A 13,777-nucleotide genomic window follows, 5' to 3' on the forward strand; every position below is an offset into this window, starting at 1 on the left:
CCGGGAATTCGTTTTTGTTTTTTATACTATCATAAACCGATTGAGAAAGGCTGAGAGAAAAATCGAATCAATTAAAAAGCGCCGATCAAATACGCAGTCGCATCGATCGGCGCTTCCTTATTTTATCTGAAGCTTGCTATTCGGCTTCAGACGTAAATGATGTAGCACAAAGCGGTCGTAGCGATCCAGAATAAAATCAAAAGCGGCGCGCCGCATTTCAAATAATCTTTCATCGTATATCCGCCGGCTTCCCACACGAGAAGGTTCGGCCCCGTTCCGAACGGAGTCGCAAACGCACCCGATGCGCACACGGAAACGGCCATCGCTCCGGCAAGGGGATTGATCCCCGCCGCCTGACAAACCAATATGGCGATCGGCAACATCAATACGGTCGCCGACGAGTTCAGCAAAAATTGGGTGACGATGAGCATGATGAGCGCTATGGCGGCTATCAACAGTACCGGCGGCAAACCGTGCAGCGCGGGGCTCAGCAGATCGACGATGTATTTTGCAGCTCCCGTTTTAACCAACGCTTTGCTGAGAGGGAAAATACCGCCGACTAAAAAGACGGTCGTGACGCTGAACGATTTGATCGCCTCTTTGGCGGACAGGCAGCCGGTAAGGACGACGAGGATAGCCCCGAAAACTCCTGCGATGTGCATCGGCACGATCTTTGTCGCCATCGCGACAATGACCGCCAAAAAGATGAGCGCCACGGTTACCATTTTGGCGGGATTTTTTTCGCTCTTTCTTTCGACGTCTTCCGATTCGATGTCTTTTACGGGCAGCAGTTTGGTTCCGATGAGCGCCATATAAATCATACCGACGATAAGAAGCGGGAGACCGATCTTTGTGTATTCGAAAAATCCGAACTCGCGCAAGCCCATATCTTTGAGCATACCGTTTGCGACGATGTGCGGAGTCGTTCCGATGAGGGTTATGGTTCCGCCGAGAGAAGCCGCATAGGCGAGCGCCATGAGCAATTTTGATTTGGGCACATTCGCTTTTTCGGCCATAGAGCCGACGATCGGCATCAAACAGGCGGTCGTACCCGTATCGTTCAAAAATGCGGAAAGTCCTCCGCCGACGATCGACGTTCCGATAATCAAGCCCCTTTCGGTTTTGCCGATGAGCCCGATTATTTTCCCGCCTATAAAGTCGGCAAGTCCCGTTTTAAAGAAGGCCTCCCCGACCACGACGAGTCCCATAAAAAATACTACCGTAGTATTTCCGAATTCCGCATAGGCCGTACCGCCGTCTATTATTTTAAATGCGGCTAAAACGGCGGGGATCGCAGCACCGATCAAAACCGGATGCACGGGTTGCCATACGAGCAAAATGATAACAACAACAAAAATGATGCATGTTATTATTGCAGGTATTGTCATGTTAATTTTTCCTCCTTGTTTTACAAATTAACACTATTTCTGAACGCCTTCAGTTCCGCATCGCTTGTATGTATCGAAACGGAACAATAGGGCGCTAAAATAAACGGGATACCTTTATCGGCTTGCAGTTCTTTTTCGGCAAGCTCACCGATTTTCTTTTCGGCTCCGGTACCGAAGATCATTTCATCGACGCCGCCCATCGGCACGATTTTTTTTAAAAATTTTTGCGATTCACTGATGGACGGATTATCTTCACCGCCCTGATCCCAATGAAGGATGTCGATCGGATAATCGGCAAATCTTTGAGGATTGCTTTTGATGCCGCATGTATGGTAGATGATCAATCCTCCGTCTTTTTTTACTTCGTTTAAGAATTTCAAATCGTATTTTTTGACATAGGTTTGCCATTCGTCTTCTCTCATATAGCCCGTTCTCGCCCACGAAATGCCCGCATAGAAAAAACCGTCTATACCCGTTTTTTTCAACGCTTTCCAATAAGCAATATACGTATCGGTGATATTTTCGAGGGCGGCTTCCAATTCTTTTCCGCGGTTTTTAATAATGTCGAAAATTTTATTATCTTTTCTGTCGGCGGGAAAATGACGGCGTACAAAGGGGCATTCGAACACATTGGTTATGACCGTCAGCGGCGTAAACAGCGTATGCACGGTCGGAATATCTTCATCGGATCTTTCTTTAATGAGCCTGGCGGCTTCGACATGATCCTGAAGCGTTTGATTACTCATATCTTTTTTATCGAAAACGGACAGATCGTCAAAGCTCGTCGCCCGTGCAATTTTTTTCGGAAATATTTCCTGCACGTAATGTTCGTAATCGAAAACGTCGCCCCATACTTCCTGCATAAAAACCGCCGAGGGATGTATTTTCATAATATCCCAGTCGTATTTTTTTTGCCAGTCGAGCATAATGTCCGCCAAGTCCGACGGCTTTCTTTCCAAGTTCGGAAAATGCCGGTATGCGGTAACGGGCGGTCTGTCCGGCAGTTTTCCGTTCAATACGCATTCAAGTCTTTGTCGTTTTGTAAGTCTCATAATTTTCTACCCCTCGATTTTTAAAACTCACCGAAAAACCCGTTAGATATTGCCGCCCATTCTAACAGCACTTCTCCGTGTTGTCAAATGATTTTTAAAAAATTGCTTGCATAACAAGCGTTTCGAGTGATACACTGTGCGCCATGCCCGAGCTCGACATACATGCATTGAAAACGGAACTCAATCCCGAACAGCTGCGCGCCGTCACGACGATAGCAGGTCCTATTTTGATTATCGCCGGAGCGGGAAGCGGCAAAACGAGAGTCATCACGTACCGCATCGCGCACATGCTCGACGAGGGTATTCCGCAAAGTGCGATCCTTGCGCTGACCTTTACGAATAAAGCCGCGCGCGAAATGGAAGAGCGTGTCAAATCGCTGACGGGCAAAAAACTGCAAAACCTCACGGTATCCACGTTTCACGCATTCGGCGTGCGCATTCTCAGACAGGACATCGACAAATTGGGCTGGCGGGAAAATTTTTCGATTTACGACGAAACCGACAAAGCCTCCCTCATCAAAGAAAGCGCGCGGGAACTGCAGTTCACATCCGATGCGCTCGACTTATACAAAATCGCAAACCTTTTTTCAAATATAAAAACCGGGCGCAAAAATTGGGAGACGGCAAACGATATGTACCGCGCGCTTTACGAATCGTACGAGCAGGGATTGAAGCTGTACAACGCGGTCGACTTCGACGATCTCATCATGCTGCCGATCCGCCTGTTCCATGAACACCCCGACGTGCTCGCAAAATACCGCTCCCGCTACACGTACATCATGGTCGACGAATTTCAGGACACAAGTCATCAGCAGTACGAACTCATGCGCCTCCTTGCCGATAAAAATATCGCGGTCGTCGGAGACGACGATCAATCGATCTACAGCTGGAGAGGCGCCGATTATCAAAACATCGTGCAGTTCGAAAAGGATTTTCCGAGTGTCAAGGAAATCCGCCTCGAACAGAACTACCGTTCGACCGAAACGATTTTAAGCGCGGCGAACGGCGTCATATCGCACAACACGAACCGCAAAGACAAAAAACTTTGGAGCGGCAACGGTTCGGGAAAGCCTATCGAACTGTTTATGCCGGAAAACGAAAGCGCCGAAGCGGATTTTATCGCCGAAAGCATTCAAGGCATCGCGATGGAAGAGAGGCGCACATACGACGATTTCGGCATACTCATGCGCGCAAACTCGCAGAGCCGCGCGATCGAAGAAGCCCTGCTCCAAGCGAACATTCCCTATACGATGAGCGGCGGTACGAGTTTTTTCGAACGGCTCGAAATAAAAGATATCGTAAGCTATCTGCGCGTCGCGGCAAATCAAAGCGACGACATCAATCTGCTTCGGATCATCAATACGCCGCGGCGGGGCATCGGACGGAGTACGATTTCGGCGATAAACGAAACGGCCAAGCAAAATGCGAGCACGCTGTGGGATGCGATCCGCTATCTGCAAAAAGATCCCGCAGGAGCGCTTTCCGATTCGGCAAAAAAATCGCTCGGAGAATTCGTCGATACGATCGAAGGCGCAAGGGCGAAGCTTTTCGGCGGACGAGGACTTGCAAACAAAGTCCGCGAACTCATCGACGACGTACAGTACCGCGACTACATCATCGGCGAATTTCAAAAAAACGAAAAAGCGGTGCGATTTAAATTGCAGAATATCGAAACGCTGCTTATGTCGATCGAAACGTGGGAAAACAATCCCGACAATTTCGATCCGAGTCTGTTCAATTATTTGAACCGCATTACGCTCTTGAGCCGCGACGATATCGAAGACGACGGCGGCAAAGGCAAAGTCAATTTGATGACGATCCACGCGTCGAAGGGGCTCGAATTTCCCGTCGTGTTTATTGCGGGAGCTGAAGAAGGGCTTATGCCGCACGCGCGTTCGGTCGAAGAAACGGACGGAGATGTCGAAGAAGAGAGACGCCTTTTTTACGTCGCGATCACGCGCGCACGGGACAAATTATTGATTACGTCGTGCCAAAAGAGGAGGCGCATGCAGGCAACGGTCGAATGCACGCCGTCGCGTTTTCTTGAAGAGATACCGGAAAATCTCGTCGAATATCACGAAGCGAAAAAAGCGGAGCCGGTGAGCGAAGATAAAGCACACGATTATTTTGCCGACATGCTGAAAAAGCTCAAAAGCTGAAATCTCAGGCGGTGCAGTGTGTACAATGCGCGGGAGCGAACCGGCGGGTGTGCGGTGTGTAGGCTCGCACAAACCGACGAGAGTGCGTACGCTCGCGCGAGTGCGGCATATACGAAAGCACGCGATTCGTATGAGCGGGAGTCCCATGTACGAAACGGTCGCTCACCGGCGGAAACTCCGTCGTTCGCCGCGGCGCAAACCGGGCACATCTTCTACAATTCGGACGGCGGCGTTATGCGGTAGAGTTCGACATTCGCGTCTTGAAAATTCGAAGAACACAGGTACTTGCCGTCGCTTGAAATGCCGAGCCCCGTCGGCTGATTGCCGCCTTCCACCTCCTGCACGATTTTCCACGAGTCGATATCGATAACGGAAAGCCTGCCGTTGACAGGGCTGCGTTTCGTGTAATCTTCGGGATCGTTCGGTCCGCGGGAAGAAACGAAAAGATAGCTGCCGTAAAGGGCTATCGTATTCGGATTGGAAAAAACGCGTATCGAACGCGCGATCGTAAATCGTATTAAATCGATTTCATATACCGAACAGTGATACATATCGCTCACATAGGCTTTCGTTTCGTCGGCATTTATAACGATATGGCGCATCGCAGCTTTTTCTTTTTCGATCGCTTGTATGAGAGAGCCCGATTCGGTATCGAATTTTTGAATGGAGCCGCCGCCGAAACACAAAACGATGAGAGAGGCGCCGCCTGAAGTAAACGCCGTTCCGCGAGGCTCTCTTCCCGTCTTGAGCGTACGCACGAGGCTTCCCGTTTCGTAGTCGATGAGGCTTACGGTATTCGACACCCAATTCGAAACGGCAAGCATATTTTTTTCGCTCGACCACGAAATGAATTTCGGCCAAACGCCGAGCGTTTTGATTTCCCTTCGATACGTAAATCCGGGCCACGCGTATTCGTAGATATAACCGGTCGTCATCTGCGAAATAAAAAACGCGTTTTTTTCGGCGATGAACAGAGCTTCGGCAAAACCTTTTTGCGCCGAACGCGGAGGAAAAATCGTACGCACACTTTGATCGCCGGTCTGTACAATTTGAAAGCCTGCATCGTCGAGGAGCGGCAGGGCTATGCAGCTTCCGTCGGGAGAAAAGACGACCTGCTTCGGCTGCTTTCCGCACGAAACGGTATGCAGTTTTGTGAGGATCGGAGGCTCCTGCGGTTTTGCACTTTCTCCGGCAGCGAAAGACACGGCGCACAATAAAACCGAAAGCGAAAAAATCATCCGCACTTTTTTGGTCGCCATGTACCCTCGCTCACACGCGGTATTTTATTTTTTTGCCGGTGCCTTCGTAATATTTTTTTCGAAGCTCCGTCACCGTATCGTCTGCGATATAGTCGTCGAAGTTCATCATGCGGTCGATGACGCCGTTCGGTGTGATTTCGACGATACGGTTTGCGATCGACGAAATGAATTCGTGATCGTGGCTGTTGAACAGCACAACGCCCGGAAAATCTTCAAGCGCGTTGTTGAGACTTTCGATCGCTTCCAAATCCAAATGGTTTGTCGGATCGTCGAATATGAGCACGTTCGCATTTTGCAGCATCATCTTCGAAAGCATACACCTCACTTTTTCGCCGCCGGAAAGCACTTTGACCGGCTTCAGCGATTCGTCGCCGCTGAAGAGCATCCTGCCTAAAAATCCGCGCACGTAAGCGTCGTCCTGTTCTTTCGAATACTGTTTGAGCCATTCGGTGATCGTCAAATCGTTTTCAAAATACTTGTTCGTATCGCGCGGAAGATACGAATAACTCGTCGTCTGCCCCCAAAACACTTCGCCCGAATCCGCCTTCTTTTCTCCTGCGATGATGTCGAAAAACGCCGAAATGGAATTGTGTTCGATGCCGACGAAAGCGACTTTATCGGTGCGGTTTACGATGAGCGAAAAATCTTTCAAAAGATCGACAGCGTCGGCAGCGTAATTGATTTTTTTCACTTCGAGCGTGTTGTTTCCGATGGCTCGCTCTTGGGCAAAGTGAATGTACGGAAATTTTCTACTCGTGACGGGAAGCTCTTCGAGGGCAAGCTTGTCGAGCACTTTTTTGCGGCTCGTCGCTTGTCGGCTTTTCGCCGCGTTCGACGCAAAGCGCTGGATAAATTCTCTCAAGTCGGCCATCTTGTCTTCGCGCCGTCTCGCTTGATCTTTCGCCTGCTTTTGCAGCATTTGGCTCATCTGATACCAAAAATCGTAATTGCCGGAAAACTGCGTGATCTTTCCGTAATCGATATCGCAGACGACCGTACACACCGTATTGAGAAAGTGACGGTCGTGGCTGACGACGATGACGATGTTTTCAAAATCGAGCAAAAAATTTTCGAGCCACGTAATCGATTCGATATCGAGGCCGTTCGTCGGCTCGTCGAGCAGCAGTATGTCGGGATTTCCGAAAATCGCCTGCGCGAGGAGGACGCGCACTTTTTGGCTTTCGTCCAAATCGCTCATCGCTTTGTCGTGATATTCTTCTTCGAGACCGAGGCCGGAAAGCATCTGTTCGATTTGATTTTCCGCTTCGTAGCCGCCGAGTTCGCCGAACTCCGCTTCGAGTTCCGACGCTTTGATACCGTCTTCTTCGGAAAAATCCGCTTTCGCGTAGATTTCGTCCCGCGCCTTCGTGCATTCGTAGAGTTTCGGATAGCCCATCATCACCGTTTCTTTGACGGAATAATCGTCGAACGCAAAGTGGTTTTGCTGCAAAACGGCCATGCGCTTTCCCTGCGCCATAGCTATAGTGCCGGTATCGTGTTCGAGTTCTCCCGAAAGCACTTTCAAAAAAGTCGATTTTCCGGCTCCGTTCGCGCCGATAATGCCGTAGCAGTTGCCCGGCGTAAATTTCACATTGACGTCTTTAAACAGCGGCTTGTCGCCGAATTTGACACTGACATCGGATACGGTTATCACTCACAACTCCCACAGTAAATTTATTAATAATTATTAAAATGATAATACACAAGCTCGCGCGTTATTTTTTTCCGAACAGCGATTTGATTTTATGCCACAAGCTCTGCGACTGCAAACCTTTTTTGCTTTCGTCGTAGCGCTGCACACCGCTCCTCTTTTTCGCAGCCGACGGTTTTTGCACGTTTTGTCTTCCCCTCTCGAAAGAAGAGCTGGAAGCGCCCTGCCCTTTCGCCGAGTCGTTTTTGCGGCCGGTTTTTGCGCGGTCTTTTTTCGAAAACGGCTTCGCGCTCTTCGATTTGGAAGAAGAGCCTCCTTTGCCCTCCGTGAGCGCCGAAGCGGACTTTGCGTATTTTTCTTTATACAGCTTCATGCGCTCTTCGAAAGACATACTCTGAAGCTTTTCCGTGTCGTCTTCGGTAAAGCGCTCTTTTCGAAACGCCGATCTCTCGGATGCGCTTCCCGTTTTCCGCTTGTTACGCACTCCGCTTCGCGCATCGCTTTTTTTCGAATCGCGTCTTCCGGAAAATTTTCCGCCGCCCGTTCCGCCTCTCCGCGAAGAAGAGCGGCCGCCTTCGTAATCTTCGCGCCAATTTTCCGTTCTGATATACACGCCTTCGCTTGCGTCGTCTCCGAGCATCGATACGTCGGCGACACGCGAGGGAATCTGCATTTCTATATAGCGCTCGATAGCCGGAAGATTGTATACGTCCTGTTCGCTGCAAAACGTGTACGCTTTGCCCGTCTTGCCTGCGCGGGCGGTGCGCCCGATGCGATGCACGTAGTTTTCCGATTCGTTCGGCAAATCGTAATTGACGACCATCGCCAAATCGTGCACGTCGATACCGCGCGCGGCGACGTCGGTTGCAACGAGGATCGAAACGCTTCCGTCTTTAAATCGGTTCAGCACTTGCAGCCGTTTCGACTGCGGCAAATCACCGATGATGAATTCGCTTTTAAAACCGTTTTTGACGAGCCGCTTCGAAACGACTTCGCACGAACGCTTCGTATTGCAGAAGATGAGCACGCTTTCGGGTTTTTCTTTTGAAAGGATGCCGACGAGCAGTTTCATCTTTTCGTCGCTCGAAACGTGCAACAGTTCCTGATCGATTTGTTCGACGGTGATAGTATCCGATTCGATCGTGATCTCTTTCGCATCCCGCGTGTATTCCCATGCGAGATTTTTTACGTATGAATTGAGCGTCGCGGAAAAAAGCATCGTTTGGCGGTCTTCCGCTTTCGGCAGCACTTTGAGCAGCGTGCGCAAGTCGGGGTAAAATCCCATATCGAACATACGGTCGGCTTCATCGACGACGAGAAAACCGACGTTCGACAAGTCGAGCTGGCGGCTTTGCTGAAGATCGATCATGCGGCCGGGAGTACCGACAATGATATCCACGCCTTTTTTAAGGGAAGCGATCTGCCGCTCGTAGCCGACGCCGCCGTAAAAACTGAACGCTTTCAACTGCGTTCCGCTCGTCAATTTTTTCGCTTCGTCTTCAACCTGCACCGCAAGCTCGCGTGTCGGAAGCAGGATGAGCACTTTTTTGCCCGCATTGTCCGGAGAGGCAAGAAGTTCCTGTAAAATGGAAACGAGATACGCCGCCGTTTTTCCCGTTCCCGTTTGCGACTGAACATATAAATCGGATCCGTCGAGCGCCGTTTTGAGCACCGCTTCCTGAACCGGCGTGCACGTCACATAGCCTGCCGCTTCGATGCCTTTGAGCAGGTCTTCGTGCAAATTAAATTCGGTAAAATCCATATCTTTTTACTATATACTTTTTCCTTCGTTATGTATAGTATTGCGCTTATGCCGACGGAATACAAAGACGATTATCAAGCCCAACTGTTTTCAAACCGCCTCTCAAAGCGCTTAAAGCACCTTCGAAAATGGGCACGCAAAAACGGTATCACTTGCTATCGCGTGTACGACCGCGATATACCGGAAATCCCGGTTTCGGTCGACTTCTACGAATTTTTGCCGGACGAAATCGGAGACAAAAAAAGCGCCGCCCGTTTTACCGCAAACGAATTCGCACGCCTCTCTGAAAACGATACCGGAGTGCAAGCGGAAATCGCTTCGAGGAGCGCCCTCGTCATCTGTCTGTACGAACGCCCGTACGAAAAAGCGGAATCCGAAGAGAGGGCGTGGCTTTCCAAAATCGCACAGGCGGCAAGCGCCGTCGTCGGTACGGAGGAAAATCGCATCGTCATCAAAACGAGAAAACGCGATAAGGGCGGAAGCCAATACGCAGAAGACGTAAACGACATACAAAGCGCGGAGCACATCGAAGGGCTCATACAGGAGCGCACATCTCTTTTCCGCGTCTCTATAAGTTCCCGCATCGACAGCGGACTTTTTTTCGATCACCGTCCCCTCCGTGCCCGAGTCCGCGAAAACGCGAGCGGAAAATCGGTATTGAATCTCTTTTGCTATACGGGCTCTTTTTCCGTCTACGCCGCCGAAGGAAACGCGCGCCTCGTCGATTCGGTCGATTTGTCGAACACCTATCTCGAGCGCGCAAAAGAAAATATGCGCTTAAACGGTTTTTCCGACGAAAAAAAATACCGCTTTATCCGCGCGGATGCAGCCGAATTCATCTCTCAAAAAAAAGCATCCGGCGAACGATACGATATCGTCATTCTCGATCCTCCGACGTTCAGCAATTCGAAGATGACGGATACCGTACTCGATCTCGTAAAAGATTGGCCGCGCTTCGTAAACGGCTGCATCGCCCTGCTTGCAAAAGGAGGCGTGCTTTATTTTTCGACGAACGCGAAACGCTTACGCTTCGACGAAAGCCTTATCGAAATGCCGGCGAATGAAAACGCAATCACGGTGCGCGACATCACCGCTTCGACGATCCCCGAAGACTTTTTGCAAAAAAAGCCGCACCGCGCGTGGGAACTCCGCAGGAATTGAAGCATAAAAAAACCGCCCCCTAAGGAGCGGCTCTTTTATGCGGCGATCAGTTTGCCGCGTCTTCGGATTTGATGCCGTAGCGCTTGTTGAAGCGGTCGATACGTCCTGCCGTATCGACGAGCTTTTGCTTACCCGTATAGAACGGATGGCACGCCGAACAGATTTCCACGCGGATGTTTTGAGCCGTCGATCGCGTTTCAATGACGTTTCCGCACGCGCAAGTAATCTTTGTCAATTTGTATTCGGGATGAATTCCTTTTTTCATAATTGCTCCTTGTATTACGCATTTCATTTTGCCCGGCTGCACGGCACGGGTTTACGCGCTGAGCGCAGCCACAAAACGACGATGTTCTACCAATATAGTAAAAAAATACGCGCTTGTCAATTATCCAAAACGGCTGCCGTACCGGTGTTCATGGACGCGAGGAAGGCTTCGTTCGTCTTTGTCTTTCTCATGCGGTCGAGCAAAAGTTCGAGGATATCCGCGTCTTCCATAGGATTGAGCACTTTGCGCAGTATCCACATCTTTTGCAGTTCGTTTTCGGACAAAAGCAAATCTTCTTTGCGCGTTCCCGATTTTTTAATATTGATCGCCGGGAAAAGTCTACGTTCGGCAAGCTTTCTGTCGAGGTCGATTTCGCTGTTGCCGGTGCCTTTGAATTCTTCAAAGATGACTTCATCCATGCGGCTTCCCGTTTCGATGAGTGCAGTCGAAATGATCGTAAGGCTTCCGCCCTCTTCCACGTTGCGCGCCGCGCCGAAAAAGCGCTTGGGCTTGTGAAGGGCGTTCGAGTCGACACCGCCGGAAAGCACTTTGCCCGACGTCGGTACCGTTTGGTTGTATGCACGCGCAAGACGCGTAATCGAATCGAGGAAGATGACGACGTCGCGTTTGTGTTCGACGAGTCGCTTCGCTTTTTCGAGCACCATCTCCGCAACCTGCACGTGCCTCGTTGCCTGTTCGTCGAAAGTCGATGAGATGACTTCCGCTTGTATCGAGCGCTCCATTTCGGTCACTTCTTCGGGGCGTTCGTCGATGAGCAAAACGATGAGATACACTTCGGGATGATTTTTCGTAATTGCATTTGCGATCTTTTGCATGAGGATCGTTTTGCCGGCTTTCGGCGGAGCGACGATCAGGAGGCGCTGTCCCTTACCGATCGGATTGAAGAGATCGAGGATGCGCGTCGAAACTTCGGTCGAAACCGTTTCGAGATGCAGTTTGTGATTCGGATAGAGCGGCGTCAGATTTTCAAACGGAATTCTCGTCTGCGCGACACGCGGTTCGTCGAAGTTCACCGACTCTATGCGCAGCAGCGCAAAAAAACGCTCGCCCTCTTTCGGAGAACGCGTCTGCCCGTATACGGTGTCGCCCGTCTTTAAATTGAAAAGCCTGATTTGGCTCGGCGAAATATAGATATCGTCGGGACCGGGAAGATAGCTGTTTTGCGGAGAGCGCAAAAAGCCGTAGCCGTCGGGCAGGATTTCGAGCGCGCCGGACGCAAAGATCGTGCCGCCGTGTTCGGTGTGCGCTTTTAAGATGACGAAGATGAGCTCCTGCTTTTTCATCGGTGCCAAATCGTCGCTTGAAAAGCCGTACTTCATCGCAAGCTCTCGAAGCTGCGTCATGCCCATGACGGTCAAATCGTTTATGACAAGTTTCGGTTTCGATTCTTCGTCTCCGTCGCTCTCCATAGGAAGCGATGCCTGATTTTGGAGGGCAGCGTCGACTGCGGGGCTGGAGTACGTGCGATTCGCACCGTAGCGCGCAGGCTTTCGATACGTTTGATTTGCGCTTCCGTTCCAGCGCGGACGGGCACGGCGATCCGCAAACGCTTCGTGCGCTTCTTCCGTCTCCGATTCCTGAACAGTATCGGCTTCGTTCGCTTCTTCTTCGGCAGCAGCCTTATCGACTTTGATCACAGCTCGGCGTCTCGTCTTTACGGTACGTACCGGACGTGCTTTTTCATCGTCGTCCGCCGACGTTTCATCAGAATACTTTTCTTCGCCGCCGTCGGAAACGGGTTCGGCCGACGCATAAGAATCGGGCTGAGTTTCGGATTCGCTCTGCGTTTTTTCCGTCTTTTCAACATCACCTGATGCGCCGGCAGTACGGCGCTTTCGTATTGGTGCCATCAATAATTCTCCATTGCGTTATGATTTATAAAAAACGACATACTCAATTTTAGGATGAAAATATTCCTTAGGAAAAGGGATATCGAAACGATTATGCAGTAATTTATTATTAGCGCATTTACGGACGGCTGTCAAGCGCCCGTGTCGAGCCCGTGTCGAGGTATATCGGGGACAGACCCGCCTCCGTCGGAGATTGTCATACCGAAAGCGCAAAGATTTTACACAAGCACGAACAAGCACGAGCGGCACGGTTGCGCATTTTTATTAAACGATGTATGCTGTTTTTATGTATCTCTTTTTGATTGTCTTTATGCCGCTTTCGCTCGTATGGTATCTTATACGTGAAAAAGATAAAGCTGTTATCCCCGTCGCGATCGCAGGGGCGCTTTCGTCGATCGTATTTTGCGCATTCAAAGCGTTTTTTTCTTTTTCATACCGTACACCGCGCGCAGGATTTTTCGTAAACTACGTATATATTCTGCTCGCCTACACGCTTATTCCCGTCGCCGCAGTCTATCTCGTTTTTTTAGTGCTTTCCAAAGATGACGACACCTTCCTTGTAAAATCATACTTTCCTCTTTTATGCGCTTTTTTTTCGGTATATCTTCCGTACACAGTGCTTTCCGGCAGCCGCTCGGCGTATTCGGCGTTCGAGCTTTTTTGCAAACCCGTACTCTATACGGCGATGCTCGCATCTTCGGCGATCTGCGTTTTTTTTCTGTATCGGACGGGAACGGCAGGAAAGCGCTTGGCGATATGGATACTCGCACTTGCCCTTTCTCTCTTCGTGCCTGCAGCAATCGAAGCGGCGTGGTTTATCGGATTTGCATTTTTTGTACCCCTCGCGTTTTTTGCAGCGTACGTATTTTTTTCAGCTTGCGGAGCCGCTCACTTTTTGTGCGGCGATTTTCAGGAAGAAAGTATTTCGATTTTTTTGCCGAAAAAATCATTCCTTAAAATTATACAGCGAGTAAATCTTCAGATTTAGGAGCTGTATAATTAGTGCGCGAGAGCGCACACGTACATCCGCGAGTTTTCTTTCGAAAACTCGAAGTTAAATTGAACGGCGCTATTTCAGACGTTCAATTTTAACCTCCCTTAAAATTGCACAGCGAGTAAATCTTCAGATTTAGGAGCTGTACAATTCGTGCGCGCAAGCGCACACGTTGATTCGCGAGTTTTCGAATGAAAACTCGAAGTTAAATTGAA

Annotated in this window: 10 protein-coding genes; 3 read left to right on the forward strand and 7 right to left on the reverse strand. The window is 50.0% G+C overall.

Annotated elements, in window-relative coordinates; genetic code table 11:
- Positions 1-146 precede the first annotated feature (146 nt).
- Together H9I36_RS06665 and H9I36_RS06670 are read right to left on the reverse strand one after the other, a co-directional pair.
- On the reverse strand, positions 147-1,388 hold the full coding sequence (locus H9I36_RS06665; protein WP_187384596.1) for an SLC13 family permease: 1,242 nt from the start codon (positions 1,386-1,388) through the stop codon (positions 147-149).
- Positions 1,389-1,408: 20 nt separating this feature from the next.
- Complete coding sequence (locus tag H9I36_RS06670; protein WP_187384597.1) at positions 1,409-2,440, reverse strand: uroporphyrinogen decarboxylase family protein; 1,032 nt, start codon at positions 2,438-2,440, stop codon at positions 1,409-1,411.
- Positions 2,441-2,583: 143 nt separating this feature from the next.
- On the opposite strand from H9I36_RS06670, the gene H9I36_RS06675 reads away from it, so the two are divergent.
- Positions 2,584-4,599, forward strand: a complete 2,016-nt coding sequence (locus H9I36_RS06675) for an ATP-dependent helicase (RefSeq protein WP_187384598.1) — start codon at positions 2,584-2,586, stop codon at positions 4,597-4,599.
- Positions 4,600-4,811: 212 nt separating this feature from the next.
- On the opposite strand, the gene H9I36_RS06680 is transcribed toward H9I36_RS06675, so the two are convergent.
- The 3 genes from H9I36_RS06680 to H9I36_RS06690 all read right to left on the reverse strand — a co-directional run bounded on the left by H9I36_RS06680 (position 4,812) and on the right by H9I36_RS06690 (position 9,271).
- The gene (locus H9I36_RS06680; RefSeq protein ID WP_187384599.1) at positions 4,812-5,858 is read right to left on the reverse strand and encodes a YncE family protein; all 1,047 of its coding nucleotides are present in this window, start codon (positions 5,856-5,858) and stop codon (positions 4,812-4,814) included.
- A 10-nt stretch (positions 5,859-5,868) separates the two neighbouring features.
- A complete protein-coding gene (locus H9I36_RS06685; RefSeq protein ID WP_187384600.1) occupies positions 5,869-7,512 on the reverse strand; it encodes an ABC-F family ATP-binding cassette domain-containing protein in 1,644 nt (547 codons plus the stop codon).
- Between the two features lie 61 nt (positions 7,513-7,573).
- The gene (locus tag H9I36_RS06690) at positions 7,574-9,271 is read right to left on the reverse strand and encodes a DEAD/DEAH box helicase (protein WP_187384601.1); all 1,698 of its coding nucleotides are present in this window, start codon (positions 9,269-9,271) and stop codon (positions 7,574-7,576) included.
- Positions 9,272-9,301: 30 nt separating this feature from the next.
- On the opposite strand from H9I36_RS06690, the gene H9I36_RS06695 reads away from it, so the two are divergent.
- The gene (locus H9I36_RS06695) at positions 9,302-10,432 is read left to right on the forward strand and encodes a class I SAM-dependent methyltransferase (protein WP_187384602.1); all 1,131 of its coding nucleotides are present in this window, start codon (positions 9,302-9,304) and stop codon (positions 10,430-10,432) included.
- 46 nt (positions 10,433-10,478) lie between these two features.
- On the opposite strand, the gene rpmE is transcribed toward H9I36_RS06695, so the two are convergent.
- Complete coding sequence (gene rpmE / locus H9I36_RS06700) at positions 10,479-10,697, reverse strand: 50S ribosomal protein L31 (protein ID WP_016520528.1); 219 nt, start codon at positions 10,695-10,697, stop codon at positions 10,479-10,481.
- Between the two features lie 116 nt (positions 10,698-10,813).
- Complete coding sequence (rho, locus tag H9I36_RS06705; protein WP_187384603.1) at positions 10,814-12,568, reverse strand: transcription termination factor Rho; 1,755 nt, start codon at positions 12,566-12,568, stop codon at positions 10,814-10,816.
- 286 nt (positions 12,569-12,854) lie between these two features.
- Between rho and H9I36_RS06710 the strand changes: the two genes are divergently transcribed.
- Positions 12,855-13,556 carry a hypothetical protein gene (locus tag H9I36_RS06710; RefSeq protein ID WP_187384604.1) on the forward strand — a complete coding sequence of 234 codons (702 nt, stop codon included), beginning with the start codon at positions 12,855-12,857 and terminating at the stop codon, positions 13,554-13,556.
- Positions 13,557-13,777 lie beyond the last annotated feature (221 nt).

The organism is Treponema sp. Marseille-Q4130 (genome assembly GCF_014334325.1).
Classification (GTDB): domain Bacteria; phylum Spirochaetota; class Spirochaetia; order Treponematales; family Treponemataceae; genus Treponema_D.